This window comes from uncultured Jatrophihabitans sp. (genome assembly GCF_964244045.1).
Taxonomy (GTDB): domain Bacteria; phylum Actinomycetota; class Actinomycetes; order Mycobacteriales; family Jatrophihabitantaceae; genus Jatrophihabitans.
Genome location: NZ_CAXTHK010000053.1, coordinates 1 through 14,970, shown reverse-complemented (window position 1 = coordinate 14,970; position 14,970 = coordinate 1). Strand labels below are relative to the sequence as shown.

General features: G+C 66.6%; 15 protein-coding genes and 3 pseudogenes. 14 read left to right on the top strand and 4 right to left on the bottom strand.

Annotated features, from left to right (window positions below):
- Positions 1–90: 90 nt before the first annotated feature.
- Positions 91–411: pseudogene (locus ACFFC4_RS21110) on the bottom strand (alpha/beta fold hydrolase); the annotation flags it as partial.
- Between the two features lie 156 nt (positions 412–567).
- Between ACFFC4_RS21110 and ACFFC4_RS21105 the strand changes: the two are divergent.
- The 14 genes and pseudogenes from ACFFC4_RS21105 (at position 568) to ACFFC4_RS21040 (ending at position 11,706) form a co-directional block, all read left to right on the top strand.
- Positions 568–1,482 (top strand): LysR family transcriptional regulator, encoded by a 915-nt coding sequence (locus ACFFC4_RS21105; protein WP_375504554.1) that lies wholly within the window; start codon positions 568–570, stop codon positions 1,480–1,482.
- 116 nt (positions 1,483–1,598) lie between these two features.
- Positions 1,599–1,970: a hypothetical protein gene (locus ACFFC4_RS21100; RefSeq protein ID WP_375504552.1), complete on the top strand. Its 372-nt coding sequence runs from the start codon at positions 1,599–1,601 to the stop codon at positions 1,968–1,970.
- Positions 1,967–2,377, top strand: a complete 411-nt coding sequence (locus ACFFC4_RS21095) for a hypothetical protein (protein ID WP_375504550.1) — start codon at positions 1,967–1,969, stop codon at positions 2,375–2,377. Before ACFFC4_RS21100 ends, ACFFC4_RS21095 begins: the two co-directional genes overlap by 4 nt.
- A 22-nt stretch (positions 2,378–2,399) precedes the next feature.
- Positions 2,400–3,347 (top strand): phenol 2-monooxygenase, encoded by a 948-nt coding sequence (locus ACFFC4_RS21090; RefSeq protein WP_375504548.1) that lies wholly within the window; start codon positions 2,400–2,402, stop codon positions 3,345–3,347.
- Positions 3,344–3,628 carry an MmoB/DmpM family protein gene (locus ACFFC4_RS21085; protein ID WP_375504547.1) on the top strand — a complete coding sequence of 95 codons (285 nt, stop codon included), beginning with the start codon at positions 3,344–3,346 and terminating at the stop codon, positions 3,626–3,628. Before ACFFC4_RS21090 ends, ACFFC4_RS21085 begins: the two co-directional genes overlap by 4 nt.
- 1 nt (position 3,629) lies before the next feature.
- Positions 3,630–5,159: a YHS domain-containing protein gene (locus ACFFC4_RS21080; RefSeq protein WP_375504545.1), complete on the top strand. Its 1,530-nt coding sequence runs from the start codon at positions 3,630–3,632 to the stop codon at positions 5,157–5,159.
- A gap of 2 nt (positions 5,160–5,161) precedes the next feature.
- On the top strand, positions 5,162–5,482 hold the full coding sequence (locus tag ACFFC4_RS21075; RefSeq protein WP_375504543.1) for a phenol hydroxylase subunit P4: 321 nt from the start codon (positions 5,162–5,164) through the stop codon (positions 5,480–5,482).
- Positions 5,479–6,540 carry a 2Fe-2S iron-sulfur cluster-binding protein gene (locus ACFFC4_RS21070; RefSeq protein ID WP_375504541.1) on the top strand — a complete coding sequence of 354 codons (1,062 nt, stop codon included), beginning with the start codon at positions 5,479–5,481 and terminating at the stop codon, positions 6,538–6,540. Before ACFFC4_RS21075 ends, ACFFC4_RS21070 begins: the two co-directional genes overlap by 4 nt.
- A 31-nt stretch (positions 6,541–6,571) precedes the next feature.
- Positions 6,572–7,675: a mandelate racemase/muconate lactonizing enzyme family protein gene (locus ACFFC4_RS21065; protein ID WP_375504539.1), complete on the top strand. Its 1,104-nt coding sequence runs from the start codon at positions 6,572–6,574 to the stop codon at positions 7,673–7,675.
- Between the two features lie 46 nt (positions 7,676–7,721).
- Entirely contained in the window at positions 7,722–8,564 is an 843-nt protein-coding gene (gene catA, locus ACFFC4_RS21060) for a catechol 1,2-dioxygenase (RefSeq protein ID WP_375504537.1), read from the top strand.
- A 3-nt stretch (positions 8,565–8,567) separates the two neighbouring features.
- Positions 8,568–8,855, top strand: a complete 288-nt coding sequence (catC, locus tag ACFFC4_RS21055) for a muconolactone Delta-isomerase (RefSeq protein WP_375504535.1) — start codon at positions 8,568–8,570, stop codon at positions 8,853–8,855.
- A gap of 178 nt (positions 8,856–9,033) precedes the next feature.
- A pseudogene (locus ACFFC4_RS21050) lies at positions 9,034–9,264 on the top strand (transposase); the annotation flags it as partial.
- A gap of 91 nt (positions 9,265–9,355) precedes the next feature.
- Entirely contained in the window at positions 9,356–11,056 is a 1,701-nt protein-coding gene (locus ACFFC4_RS21045; RefSeq protein ID WP_375504533.1) for a GAF domain-containing protein, read from the top strand.
- On the top strand, positions 11,053–11,706 hold the full coding sequence (locus ACFFC4_RS21040) for a response regulator (protein WP_375504531.1): 654 nt from the start codon (positions 11,053–11,055) through the stop codon (positions 11,704–11,706). Before ACFFC4_RS21045 ends, ACFFC4_RS21040 begins: the two co-directional genes overlap by 4 nt.
- A 3-nt stretch (positions 11,707–11,709) precedes the next feature.
- Here ACFFC4_RS21040 and ACFFC4_RS21035 read toward each other — a convergent pair whose 3' ends face one another.
- The 3 genes and pseudogenes from ACFFC4_RS21035 to ACFFC4_RS21025 form a co-directional block, all read right to left on the bottom strand.
- On the bottom strand, positions 11,710–13,119 hold the full coding sequence (locus ACFFC4_RS21035) for an AAA family ATPase (protein WP_375504529.1): 1,410 nt from the start codon (positions 13,117–13,119) through the stop codon (positions 11,710–11,712).
- Between the two features lie 17 nt (positions 13,120–13,136).
- A complete protein-coding gene (locus tag ACFFC4_RS21030) occupies positions 13,137–14,012 on the bottom strand; it encodes a universal stress protein (protein ID WP_375504527.1) in 876 nt (291 codons plus the stop codon).
- A gap of 32 nt (positions 14,013–14,044) precedes the next feature.
- A pseudogene (locus ACFFC4_RS21025) lies at positions 14,045–14,970 on the bottom strand (phosphoketolase); the annotation flags it as partial.

The following is a 14,970-nucleotide window of genomic DNA, read 5'->3' as shown; positions in this document are numbered from 1 at the left end:
CACCGGTCACCACGATCAGGAACCCGACTTACACCACTCGGCGGGACTCTCCCCCAGTATCGCCCACCAACCATTGTCCCGAAATCGTTGGGCGAGCCGTTCGACCCGGGACGGTTCGCGGATCGCCAGCCGCACGGCGGTCAGGCCACCGAGCGAAAGCCCGACGACATGGACGCGGGCCAGGTCGAGGTGGTCGAGCAGGGCTACGAGATCGTCGGCCGTGTACGGCACGGGTGACCGGCCGTGGCCGTGCGTGTCGTAGCGAACGACTCGGAAGCGCCGGGACAGCGCCGGAATCTGCTTGTCCCACATCCGGTGGGTGGCGCCGAGCGAGTTCGACAGCAGGACCGTCGGTGCGTCCGGCGGCAGGTCGTCTCCAGCATCGACGACGTGATGCACTTCGACACTCACTGCGCGACCACGGCCTCGGGGCTCGACGGTGCGGCGCAGAGTGCCGCCGCGCAGCTCAACCCGGGAAACTGCACTACGTCCAGCACTGACTCATTTCGGTCGTACTGAGACGAGCAGGCTATGGATTGTTGGCCCGTGCGGAGCTAGCCTGCGGCGATGGAACTGCGCCGCATCCAGTACTTCGTCGCGGTCGCCGAGGAGTGCCATTTCGGGCGGGCCGCGGCCCGGTTACAAATGGCGCAGCCGCCACTGTCTCAACAGATCAAGCACCTCGAGGCCGAGATGGGCGTGACGCTGTTGCTCAGGTCGACCCGCCGGGTCGAGCTCACGCCCGCGGGCGAGCGTTTTCTAGAACGGGCCCGGCTCATCCTGTCCTCGGTCGAGGACGCGGTCCTTGAAGCCGGCCGGGTAGCTGAAGGGCTGCTCGGCTCGCTGGCGATCGGCTTCACCGGTTCGGCGACTTATGACCTGTTGCCGTCGCTCGCTCGCGTGCTGCGCGCCGAGCTGCCCGGCATCGAACTCGATCTAAAAGGCGAGATGCTCACGCCCGATCAGGTGACCGCGCTGCTCGATGGCACGCTCGACCTCGCGTTTCTCCGCCCGCCGGTTCGCAGTCCTGACATCGACGTCCGGGTGCTGCGCCGGGAACCCTTGATCGCCGTCCTGCCCGAGTCGCATTCGCTCGCCGACCGCGCCAAGGTCAAGCTCGCCGACCTGCGCGACGAACCGTTCATCACCTACCCGTCGCACAACCGCTCGGTCGTGTTCGAGGCGGTGATCGACGCCTGCGAGCAATCGGGCTTCACACCCGCGCTCGTGCACGAGGTCGGCGAGACGTCCACGCTCGTGTCGTTCGTCGCTGCGGGACTCGGGGTGGCGCTCGTACCGGCGTCGGTCCAGCATCTTCAGATCACCGGCGCGCGGTACCGGCCGCTAGCCGGGAACACCCGCGATGTCGAACTCGCACTCGCCACCCGGCTGGACGAACGTTCGCCTCATGTGGCCCGCGTCCGCGCGAGGGCGGAAACGCTCATTGGCGGCGGTCGCCGGATACGCCCAATACATCGTTAGGACGCTGCACATCTCAATGCCAACCATTCTTGTATTTCCCCTGGGCCTATCGCGCGAGTGACACTGGTCGCACTCGCCGGTCGAAGAGGACCGGACGCGCCGAACAGGGAGTCCGGATGGGAACTACCGCAGTCGGTCGCCGTGACGCGATGCAGCTCGCGTCCCCCGCGGTTCTCTCGCTCGGACAAATCCCCGGCGCGGAGCAGCTGCTGTTCGCCGGTGAGGTGCGCGACCTGAACGGAGTGCCGGTCGACAACGCGGTTGTGAGCATCTGGGGGATCGACCTGCACGCCGAAGCGAGCGGCCGCTTCGAGCTACTCGCGTACGGCCCACGGTCGGGCGCAACGCCAGTGCCGGTTACCGTCACCGCGCCGAACCACATCCCTCTTAGCACCTCTGTGGCAATCGATGAGGACACCAAACGGCTCGACGACGGAACGCTCGCAGTTGTGCACACCTTCGTCGTGGAGACCGGTGAACTCCGATGACCCCGTTCATGCACAGCGTGCAAGCGCTGCTCGACGGCGATTCGATGACCGAGCCGGCCACTATCGAGAGCCGGCCAATCTCGATGCCGGTCGGCGCAGATGCACAGATGATGGTGCGCTCGCTCGCCGAGCAGCTCGTCAGCGAAGCGAACGCGATCCTGCGTGAGCACGGCGACGTGATCAGTCTCGACGACGAGGTCGGCCCCGGTGAGCTCACCTTCACTCTCGGCTACCGCGACCGTGCAGCACGCGTGCAGACGGTCCTGGCCGGACGGCACGCCCTCGCCACCCTCGTCATCGACGGGCAGACCAGCGCGCCCGCCCGCCAGCTCTCCGGCGAGGACGAGTTGCAAGCACTCGTCCTCAGCCTCATCGGCACCACCCAGACCCACTCGACCATCCGCTGACACCGATCGTCAGGAGACGCCCGTGCAGTACGAGTTGCGCTACCAGGTCATCGAGCAGAAGCGGCAGACGTATCAGAACGTCATCGACCGCTTCGGTGATCAGCCCGCCAGCCGCTACCTGGAAGCGACCCTCGACGTCGAGCCGCGGGAGAACTTCCACTACCGCCCGACGTGGGCGCAGGACCGAGAACTGTACGACGAGCGGTACTCAGCACTGCGGCTCACGGACCCGTACGCATACACCGACCCGCGGCAGTACTACTACACGCCCTACGTCACCAACCGGGCCGCGCTGCACGACGAGTTCGGCAAGACGCTGGCCTACCTGGAAGAGCGCGAATTGCTCGCCCGGATGCCCGCGGGGTGGCGGGCAGTCCTGGCCTCGGTCGTGATCCCGCTGCGGCACTACGAGTCCGGGGCGCAGCTGATCACCGTCGCCGGCGCTCGCTTTGCCTACGGTACGTCGCTGGAACAGTGCTGCACCTTCGCCGCGTTCGACCGCATCGGCAACGCGCAGATGCTGTCGCGGGTCGGCCTCGCGCTCGGCGTCGGGACCGCGGACATCCTGACCACCGCCAAGCAGGAGTGGCTCGAGAGCGAACACCTGCAGCCCATGCGCCGACTGGTCGAGGAGATCATGATCGTCGACGACTGGGCCGAGGGCGTGCTCGCGGTCGACATCATCGACTCACTGCTCTACCCGCTGCTCTACACCGGGCTCGACGAACGTGCCCTGCTCGAGGGCGCCGGCGCATACAGCCTGTTCGCCCAGCACCTGAGCACCTGGTTCAAGGACCAACGCAAGTGGCTCGACGCCCTCGTGACCGCCTGGCGCGAGGACCCCGAACAGGGCGAGTCCAACCAGGCCCACCTCGTCCGCATCGACTCGACCTGGCGGCCCCGGGCCCAAGCCGCGATCAACGCGCTGTCCGCTGTCATCGATGACCGTCTGAACGGAGCCAACGTATGACGCGCACGCTGCGCCAGGTCGCCATCGACATACAGGACGCCGAGGAGAACCGCGGTCTCATTGACGCGATCAAGGCCGACAACCCCGAGCTCACCATCCGCAGCATGCCCGGCATGTTGAAGCTGCAGGCCGCCGGCCGCATCGTCATCAACCGCGAAACCGTCGAGGCCAAGCTCGGCCGCGAGTGGGAAACCGGCGAATTCCAAATGGCCATCATCTCCTACGCCGGAAACTTCTCCGAGTGGGACGACGATCAGATCATCGTTAGTTGGGAGCACTGACATGACCCAGACCACCCCACGCAAGAAGAAGCTGCCGCTCAAGGAGCGCTACTCCCTGCTCACGCGAGACCTGGACTGGGAGCCGAGCTACGTCAGCAAGGAAGAACTCTTCCCGCACACCAGCTACGAGGGCATCAAGATCCACGACTGGGACGGCTGGGAGGACCCGTTCCGACTGACCGTGGATGCGTACTACAAGTACCAGGCGGAGAAGGACAAGCGCCTCTACGCGGTACTGGATAGCTTCGCGCAGAGCCAGGGGCACCTCGGGCTGTCCGACGCCAGCTACCTCAATGCGATCAAGCTGTTCATCCAGGGCGTGACCCCGCTGGAGTACGCAGCGCACCGTCACTTCGCCTACCTGGCTCGTCACCTCGAGGGTCCGGCGCCGCGGTTCGCCGCGCTGTGCCAGAGCATCGACGAGCTTCGCCACGCGCAGACGCAGATCCACACGATCAGCAACTACAACAAGTATTACGGCGGCTTCCACAGCTGGTCCAAGCAGCACGACCGGGTCTGGTATCTGTCGGTGCCCAAGTCGCTGTTCGACGACGCGATGACCGCGGGTCCCTTCGAGTTCCTGATCTCGATCTCGTTCAGCTTCGAGTACCTGCTCACGAACCTGCTGTTCGTGCCTTTTATGAGCGGCGCCAGCTTCAACGGCGACATGCCGACGATGAGCTTCGGCTTCTCCGCGCAGTCCGATGAGAGCCGGCACATGACCCTCGGCCTGGAGGCGATCAAGTTCCTGCTCGAGCAGGACGAGGACAACGTGCCGATCATCCAGGACTGGATCGACAAGTGGTTCTGGCGTGCGTACCGGATGTCGGCGCTGGTCGCCGGGATGATGGATTACATGCTCCCGAAGCAGGTGATGAGCTGGAAGGAGGCCTTCGAGCTCTACTTCGAGGACCAGATGCTCGGCGGCCTGTTCCCGGATCTGGAGTTCTACGGCATCAAGCCGCCGCGCTTCGTGCACGACGCCATCGCAGAGAAGGACAAGCTCTCGCACGAGGTCTACAAGATCCTGCACAACTTCAGCTTCGCGGCGGCCTTCACGACCCAGACCCCGAGTGATGAGCACATGGCGTGGCTGTCCGAGCAGTACCCGGACACCTTCGACCGCTTTTACCGCCCGACCTGGGAGAAGCACCAGAAGATCGAGGCCGACGGCGGACGGGTGTTCTTCCAGGGCCTGCCGCAGCTGTGCCAGGTGTGCCAGGTCCCCATGGCGTTCACCGAGGCCGACGACCCGACGAAGATCTCCGTGCGACTCAGCGAATTCAACGGCGAGAAGTTCCACACCTGCAGCAACGGCTGCCAGTGGATCTTCGAACGCGAGCCCGAGAAGTACATCCAGGCGTGGTTGCCGGTGCACCAGATCTATCAGGGCAACTGCGGTGGCCCGAGTGTGCCCGAGGTGCTGGAGTGGTACGGCCTCCAGGAAGGCGACAACGGCGAGTACAAGGGATCACTCGACCAGCAATCCTGGGCGCAGTGGCACGACGACGGACCGAAGCAGGGGGTCTGACGATGGCGGTCAAGGCGCTCTACGACTACACCTTCCCCTCAGCGGACCGGGTCGAGCTCTTCGGCGATGACCAGTTGGTCTACGTCCGATGGGACGGCAACCCGCTGTTCTGCTCGGCCGCTTGCTTCCGGGTGCCGAAAGCGATGCCGTTCAGCGACTTCGTCACCGGCGTAGTCGCGCCGTGGGCGGCGTCGGACCCCGACTTCGACGCATCGCTGGTCCGCGACTGGACCCTGTTCGGCGACGCCCTGCTGACCGAGGAGGCAGCCACACTGGCTGACCTCGGTGTTGGTCACAAGGCGCTGCTGTCGTTCACGGCGTGAGCGTGCAGACCTTCACCGTCACCGTGGAGCCGCTCGGCGCCGAGATCGAGTGCCGCGAGGACCAGACCGTCCTCGATGCCTGCCTGCGTGAGGGCATCTGGTTGCCGCACGCGTGTACCCACGGCACGTGCGGCACCTGTAAGGCGCAGGTGCTCGACGGCCAGCTCGATCTCGGCGACGCGTCACCGTACGCGCTGCTCGACAGCGAGCGGGACGAAGGAGCGGCCCTGATCTGCGTGGCCAAGCCCAAAGGCGACGTCACCATCGAAGGTGAGGTCGACGCCGAGGAGGGCGTCGACGTCCACCCCGTCCGGGACTACAGCGGCGTCGTCGAGGCGCTCGACGACGCCGCTCCGAACGTCCGCCGCCTGCTCATCCGGCTGAGCGAACCGCTGGCCTTCAACCCGGGTCAGTACGTTCAGCTCAACCTGCCAGGCGGCGGTGAGAACCGGCCGTACTCGGTGGCCAGCACACCGGCTGACGGAACACTGCTCGAGTTGCACGTCAAGCGCACCACCGACGGCGCGGCCACCGACGGATGGATCTTCAAGGATCTGGTCATCGGTCACGAGGTCTCGTTGTCCGGACCCTACGGGCGGTTCTCGTTCCGCCCGGCTCGCACGCAGCCGATCCTGCTGCTCGCCAGCGGCACCGGGCTCGCACCGATGAAGTCGATCGTCAAGCACATCGCGGAGACCGGTGCTGACCACGCCGTGGTGCTCTATCACGGCGTGCCGACCGCCGACGATCTTTACGAGCACGAGTGGCTCGAGACGTTTGCCACCGAACACGACTGGCTCGACTACCGACCCGCACTCAGCCGAGCCGAACACAACGGCCGCACCGGGCGGGTGCCGGCCCAGCTGATCGAGGACTTCCCCCGCGCCGCGGGCAACGTGGCGTACATCTGCGGCAGCCCGGAATTCGTCACCGACACGATGAAGGCGTTGATGAAGGCGCGACTGTTCCCGCGCGACATCTACCGCGAGGACTTCTTCGACACGGCCGACCGGGCCGCCGGGACCAATGTCGTTCGCAGCCCGCTCATCCGACGCTGACCGTCACCGCTCGCCTGCCGGAGAGGCACAGATGAAGATCACCAAAATTGAGGCGATCCCGTTCTCGATCCCGTACCGCAAGCCGCTGCGCTTTGCCTCTGGCGAAGTGCTCGCCGCCGAGCACGTCCTGGTGCGGGTGCACACCGACGACGGCCTTGTCGGAACCGCCGAGGCGCCGCCGCGTCCGTTCACCTACGGCGAGACCCAGGCGTCGATCATCGCCGTCATCGACGGGATCTTCGCGCCGCAGATCGTCGGCTCATCGCCGTTGGAGCGCGAGAGCATCCACACGCGCCTGAACCGCACCGTGGCAAACCCGACCGCGAAGTCAGCCATAGACATGGCGATGTGGGACCTCATCGGCCAATCTGTCGGCCTGCCCGTCACAGAGTTGCTCGGCGGGCACGGCAACCGCATGCGCGTGTCCCACATGGTCGGGTTCGCCGAGCCCTCAGAGATGGTGGCCGAGGCCGGGCGTGTAAGGGAGCTCTACGGAATCACGACCTTTAAGGTCAAGGTCGGTCGACGACCGATCGATCTGGACGTCGCCGCCTGCCGCGCGCTACGCGAAGCCCTCGGCGACGGCATCGAGCTCTACATCGACGGCAACCGTGGATGGAGCGCCGCGGACTCGGCTCGTGCGCTGCGGGCGATGGCTGACCTGGACCTGCAGTTCGCCGAAGAACTCTGCCCGGCCGACGACGTCCTCGGACGCCGCTGGCTCGTTGCCCAGAGCAGCATCCCGATGTTTGCCGACGAGAGCGTGACCCGTCCCGGTGAGGTGACCCGCGAGCTGCTCGACGGCGCCGCCACCGGCATCAGCATCAAGACCGCCCGGACGGGCTTCACCTACTCGCAGCGGGTGCTGTTCCAGTGCGAGGGGCTCGGCGTGGACGTGGTCATGGGCAACCAGATCGACGGCCAGATCGGGTCTCTGTGCAGCCTCGCATTCGGAGCCGCGTTCGAACTGACGTCCCGCCGCGCCGGCGAGCTGTCGAACTTCCTCGACATGACCGACGACCTTCTCACCGAGCCACTTCAGATCCGCCACGGCAGCCTGCGCGTGCGTGAAGCGCCGGGGCTCGGCATCGATATCGACGAGGACAAGCTCACCCACTACCGCCAGGACAACTGAACCGTCCGGACACGCGCCCGGAACGAACCCAACGAAGGGAATGACCATGACCACCGTCGAGGACAAGGCGACTGCCGCAGCTACGGGCGCATCAGCTACCGAGCGATTCCGCACCGATAAGGCAGTGGCGGCGGACACCTCACCGGAGCGGGCCAGCCTGCTCGCCCGTGAGGTGCTCGAGGCCGTCCACGAGACGATCCGCAAGCACAACGTGACCTACGCCGAGTACGACGCGCTGAAGGCCTGGCTGATCCAGGTCGGCGCCGACGGCGAGTGGCCCCTGTTCCTCGACGTATTCGTCGAGCACGTCGTCGAAGAGGTGGCGAACGCGGCCCGTGAGGGCAGCAAGGGCACCATCGAGGGCCCCTTCTATGCACCGGGCGCGCCGCAGTTCGGTGCCGAAGGGACGCTGCCGATGCGCGAGGGCGAGGCCGGCACGCCGCTGACGTTCCACGGCCAGGTCCGCAGCGTCGCCGGCGTTCCGCTCGCGAACTCTACGGTCGACATCTGGCATTGCGACGATGAGGGCTTCTACGCGCAGTTCGCCCCGGGCATCCCCGAGTGGAACCTGCGTGGTGTATTCACCACCGACGAGAACGGCAACTTCACGATCCACACCATCCGGCCCGCGCCGTACCAGATCCCCACCGACGGGGCGACGGGCGCGATCATCCGCGCCGCCAACTGGCACGCCTGGCGCCCGGCTCACCTGCACCTCAAGGTCTCCGCGCCCGAGCATCTGCTCATCACCACTCAGCTCTACTTCCCGGGCGACCCGCACAACGACGACGACATCGCCGCCGCGGTGAAGCCCGAACTCATGCTGGACCCGAAGCCCACCGCCGGCGGCGTCGACGTCCAGTACGACTTCGTCCTGGACCCAGCCTGACCGATGCTCTTCGCCGTGAAGATGGATGTCGCGCTGCCGCTCGACATGGACCCGGACGAGCGCGCGGACACGCTCGTTCGGGAGAAGACTTACAGCCAGGAACTGCAACGCAGCGGGAAGTGGCCACACATCTGGCGGCTCGTCGGCCAGTACTCCAACCTCAGCATCTTCGACGTCGCCGACAACGCCGAACTGCACGACCTGCTGTGGAATCTGCCGCTCTTCCGGTTCATGACGATCGAGGTCACGGCGCTCGCAGCGCACCCGTCAGACATCGCGTTGCCCCGGTAACGCACCGTGCGGGTACGGCAGATCAGTCTGCAAGAACGGCGCGGCCCAACCCATCAAGGCGATCAATCACGCCGTCAGGGATGCGATGGTGGCTCCCTCGACGCGTCAGGGGCTGTCCGACTAACGTGTTTCCGGCCTGATCCGCTGAGCGTTGCTCGGCGAGAAGGGTTGGCGTCTGATGACGGCGACACTGGATGGCGTGACGAAGAAGAAGGCTGAGCCGACGGCTGAACAGTCCGCGGCGCTCGAGCTGGTCCCGCTGGCTAGGGAGCAGGGTTTGTCGCTGACCGGGCCGGACGGGCTGCTCAAGCAGCTCATCAAGACGGTGATCGAGACCTCGTTGAACGAGGAGATGACCGAGCACCTGGGTTATGAGAAGCGCGACCCGGCCGGTGCCGGGACGGGCAACATCCCGGCCTGTCACCTCGAAGACGCTGCTGGTCGGGTGTCCTGGTCGAGGAAGACTGATCAGGCCACGACGCGCCTACAGTGGGGTAGTCATGGATGTGCAGCCCGGCGCGGCCCTCCAGTTCCCCGACGCCACAAAGCTCGAGCTCGATGCTTTGATTGAGCAACTGGTGGACCGGGCCCGCGATGTCCAGCGCTCGCAGGGCCGACTCCGGGGACTGCTTCGAGCCATCGAGACCCTGACAGCGGACCCGTCTCTCGACGCTGTCCTGCTCAACGTGGTCGCGGCGGCGTGCACGTTGGTCGAGGCCCGCTACGGTGCGCTCGGTGTGATCGGGCCGAACAACGGGCTCGAGCAATGTGTGTACGTCAGCAACCGAGATGCCGACGGTGCGGTTGCCGGCCAGTTGCCTGCAGGATGCGGGCTACGCAGCGCAGTGGTACAGGACCCGCACGCGACACGTTTCGAAGAGAACGTCATCGACGCTCGTTCGGCCGGATACCCGCCAAGCCATCCGCCGATGGATTCTTTCCTCGTCGTCGCTGTCCGGGTTCACGGAGAGCTCTACGGCAACCTCTACCTCACTGACTCGGCCGCTGGAAAGTTCAGTGCCGAAGACAAGGCATTGGCCGGCGCACTGGCCCTTGCAGCGGGGACGGCCATCAGCAACGCCCACCTGCTGGAGGAGTCGCGTCTGCAGCAACGCTGGCTCGCCGCATCGGTCGAGATCAGCTCCCAATTGACCTCCGAGCTGGGTGACGATCCGCTGGACGTGGTCGCCCGATCGGTGATCGAGATCGCGGACGCAGATCTGGTCACCGTGAGTCTCCTGACGCCCGGCGCGCCCGACCTCATGGTGGAGGCCGCCGCGGGTCACGGTGCTTCAGATCTGCTGGGGCGACGGTTTCCGGTCGCCACGAGCCGGGTGCGGTCGACGCTCGAGCTGGGCACGCCCGTCCTGCTGCCGCAAGACGACACCGAGCAGGTCGACGATGACAGCGTGCCGGACACCGGCCCGATCATGGGTCTACCGCTGGACGGTGCCCATGGAGTCCGGGGCGTGCTCAGCGTGATCCGGGGTCGCGGGCGCCGGCCGTTCCATGCCACCGACCTGGCTATGGCAACCAGCTTCGCCGGACACGCCAGCGTCGCTCTCGAGCTCGCCGACGCACGCCAGGCGGCCCAGGAGCTGGCGCGGTCCGAGGAGCGAGAACGGATAGCGCGCAACCTGCACGACCATGTCATTCAGGAGCTTTTCGCGATCGGGCTGAGTTTGGAAACTACGGCGACTTTCGTCGAGCCTGGTGGGGTCGCGGCTCAGCGCATCGCCCAGCGAGTCCGTGACATCGACCGGACCATCCGGCAGATCCGGACCAGCATCTTCGAACTCCGCGGCCCGCTCGGCTCTGCGCAGGACGGGTCCCGCGCGCACGTGCTGCAGATCGCGGCCGAACTGTCCGAGGCTCTCGGGTTCATGCCGCAGGTCGTCTTCTCCGGGCTCGTCGATTTCCGGCTGGACGCCAACCTGGCACAGGATCTGTACGCCTGCGTACGTGAGGTGCTGACCAATATCGCGAAGCACGCGCACGCAAGCCGCGCCGACATCGATCTGTCGGTGACGCCGACCTCGCTGTCGCTCGTCGTGTCCGACGACGGGATCGGCTACACGCCAACCGGCCGCCTCAGCGGTCTGGCCAATCTGCGCGTCCGAGCCGAACGCCGCAGCGGTTCGTTCGACATCTCCTCGGCCGCCGGTCGCGGAACCATCGTCACCTGGAAGGCATCACTATGACTGCTGGCATCGAGGGGCCGGTACGCATATTCCTGCTCGACGACCACGAGGTGGTCCGTCGGGCGATTGCCGAGTTGCTGAACACGGTGCCTGGCTTCGAGATCGTCGGTGAGGCAGGCACCGCAGGGGAGACTGTCGCAAGAGTTCTCGCTGTGCGCCCGGACGTTGCGGTGCTGGACGCCCGATTGCCCGACGGCAGCGGCATCGACGTGTGCCGTCAGATCCGCTCAGCACTCCCCGATACCTATTGCCTCATCCTGACGTCCTACGACGACCACGATGCTGTGCTGGCCTCGGTGCTGGCCGGCGCATCCGGTTACGTGCTCAAGGAGGTGGCGGCGTCCGGGCTGATCGATGCCATCAGACAGGCGGCGATGGGGCGCTCGCTGATCGACCCGGGTGTCATCTCGCAGGTGATGGACCGGCTTCGGGACGGCTCGCCCAGTGACAAGCTGTTGGCGGCGCTCACCCAGCGGGAACGGGAGGTGCTGGATTTGATCACCGACGGGCTCAGCAACCGGCAGATCGGCGACCACATGTTCCTTGCCGAGAAGACAGTGAAGAACTACGTGTCGAGCCTGTTGGGCAAGCTCAACATGGAACGCCGGACCCAGGCCGCAGTCTTCGGTTCCGAGGCGCGCCGAAGTTGACCATCAGCGTCGACGGGCTGTGACCCCGACGGCCCGAGCAATGGCACCCTCTGCAGTGCCTGAGGTGTCGATGCGTATCGCGTCGGGCCAGGGGTCGCGATGGGTAGCCAACGTCCGCGCTATCTCGCCGCCGGCTTGCGACGGGCTGTAGCCGGTCCGCAGCCGTTGTTCGGCCCGTGCGGCAGCGACGTCGACCGGTGCCTCGCAGACGAGCTGGGTCAGCATGCTGGCTGTCGTGGTAGCGAGTTCGCCGGCTTCTCGCCGCCACGCCAGCTCGCCCCACGTCGCGTCGGCGACGACCGATTGACCCCTTTCGAGCAGGTGGCGGGCGCGTTCGAGCACGGCGCGATAGGTCGCGGTCTTCGCCTCTTTTGTGTACCGGTCGGTATCCGGCCCGTTGTGTTCGCCCCGAATGACCTCAGTGCTCAGGTAGGTGGCACCGAGACGGTCGGCGAGGGCCGTGGCAACGGTGGTCTTCCCGGTGCCCGGTGCCCCGCCGACGAGAATGAGGCGTACCTCGCCTGTCTCGAGATGTCTCAAGGCGAGGTCGGCAAGCTGTACGGCGTCGCGGGCCGCGTCGGGATCGCCCTGCGCCGCGCGGATGCACGCCACCTTGGCCCTGACGAATGCCCGGTAGGCGATGTAGTGGTGCCGCAACGCCTCTACGATCGGAGCGGCGCTGAACTCGGCGTAGGCGTCGAGCAGCTGACCTGCGAGGTCGGCGCGTCCGAGGAATTCGAGGTCCATGGCCAGGAAGGCCATGTCGTCCAGCACGTCGACCCAGCGCAGTGCGTCGTCGAACTCGAGGCAGTCGAGGATCCGGGGTCCGTCGTCGAGGCAGAACACGTCGTCAGCGATGAGATCCCCGTGACCGTCCACCGCGAAGCCGCCGGCGGCCCGCTCGTTCAACAGGACCGTGCGGCCGTCGAGGAAACGCGTGACCGCGCGGCGGACCCGCTTGAGTACACCGTCGTCGAGCACGGTTCCGGCGTAGGGCACGACCTCGCGCAGGTTGTCGTCCCATCGCCGAGCAAGCGCGGCCGCGCCGGCCGCGGCGGAGATCGCCGGCCCTCGGGCTGCGCCGGCGTGAAAGTCCGCCATCCGGCGGGCGAGCAGGCGTAGGTCGCCAGCTACGTCGGCCCCGTCGAGGATCAATGTCGAGAGTCGGCGGTCGTCGGGCATGCGACGCATGACGAGCACCGGTTCGCTCGTGGTGTCGAGGGAACGGGAGAAACCGCCGACATCCAGGTAGACGTCCCGCGCGAGTCGGCGATTGAGCCGCAGCTCGTTCTGGCAGGCCAGCGTCCGTGCATCGTGGGACCGAAAGTCCAGAAACCCCAGGTCGACCGGTTTCTTGATCTTGTAGGCGAGGTCGCCGAGCAGGATCACTACGCCGCTGTGGGTCTCGTGCATTTCGGCAGGCGTAGTCGTCACGGGCTCGAGGTGTGCACGACAGCGACCGGGCACCACGCGTGGTGCAGCACGCCCTGACCGACCGATCCCAGCAGCGCTGCGGCGCGGGCGTGACGGGCGTTGGCGCCGACGACGAGCAGCTCCTGCGACATCGACGCCGCCACCAGACCGGCAACCGGATGGTCGCGCACGACGGAACGGTCGACGACGACGTCCGGGTACTTCTCCTGCCAACCAGCGACGGTCTCAGCCAGCCCGCGTACCGCGCGCTCGGGTGCCGGCTGCTCGGGACGCCATTGCATCGTGGCGAGCAGGTCGGGGCGCCAGCAGTGCACGGCGTGCAGCGGCAAGGCGTGCCGACTCGCGTGGTCGAAGGCGAACGAAAGGACGTCGTGGTCGGCCGCAGAGCCGTCGACGCCGACCACCACGACCGGGTGCGCGGCCGGTTCGCCGGCCGGGCCGTTGACGACCACGACGGCACCGGACGCACCGGCGGCGACGACGGTGCTGACCGAGCCCAGCACCGCAGCACCGACGATGTTCAGGTGCCGCGACCCGAGAACGGTGACGTGCGCCCCGGCCGACATCTTGATCAGAGTGTGGGCGGGGGAATCCTCGACAACGGTGCCGGTGACCCGCACGTCGGGCCATGCGTCCCGGACTCGGGCGACCGCCGCCTCGAGCTGGACGTGGACGGAGTGCGCGAGATCGTCGCGGATGGTGTCGTCACCCTCGGCGGCCCAATGGGCAACGCCGGGGCTCCAGCGGTACGCGCGCACGACGTGCAGGCTGCGGTGTTGCAGGTGGGCCTCGCGGGCCGCCCAGTCGAGCCCGGCGAGCCCGGTGTCCGGGTCACCCAGCCCGACCAGGATGGTGCGCTTGCTGTCGGTCATGGCGTCTCCTTACGGTGCGTCGGGGGATCGAATCAGCCGCGGTCGGGCCAGGTCCAGCTGCTGATGGCGGGGTCGTCCTCGCCGTGTTCGCGGGTGTAGGCGCGTGCGGCCAGCCGACGGTCGGCCATCTTCTGCCGCAAGGTCGCCGCTCGCGTGCCGAGCGACGGAACCCGGTCGATCACGTCCATGACCAGATGGAAGCGGTCCAGGTCATTGAGCATGACCATGTCGAACGGGGTGGTGGTCGTGCCCTCCTCCTTGTAACCGCGCACGTGCAGGTGCTGGTGACCGGTGCGGCGATAGGTGAGGCGGTGAATGACGGACGGGTAGCCGTGGAAGGCGAAGATCACCGGGGTGTCAATGGTGAACAGGGCGTCGTAGTCGCGGTCGGACAGCCCGTGCGGGTGCTCGGTCTCCGGTTCGAGGCGCATGAGGTCGACGACGTTGATGACCCGTACCCGTAACTCGGGCAGGTGGATGCGCAGCAGGTCGGCGGCGGCGAGCGTCTCCAGGGTAGGGATGTCGCCGGCGCAGGCAAGGATCACGTCGGGCTCGCCGTCGTGCGTGCCGGCCCAGGGCCAGATACCGATACCGCGGGTGCAGTGCGCGATGGCCTCGTCCATGGTCAGGTAGGTCAGTGCCGGTTGCTTTCCGGCGATGACGAGGTTGACGTAGTTGCGGCTGCGCAGGCAGTGGTCGACGACCGAGAGCAGGGTGTTGCTGTCCGGTGGCAGGTACACCCGAACGATCTCGGATTTCTTGCTGATCACATGGTCGATGAAGCCCGGGTCCTGGTGCGAGAAGCCATTGTTGTCCTGTCGCCACACGTGGGAGGACAGCAGGTAGTTCAATGAGGCAATCGGTGCCCGCCACGGGATCTGACGCGTGGTCTTGAGCCATTTCGCGTGCTGGTTGAACATCGAGTCGACGATGTGGATGAACGCCTCGTAGCAGTTGA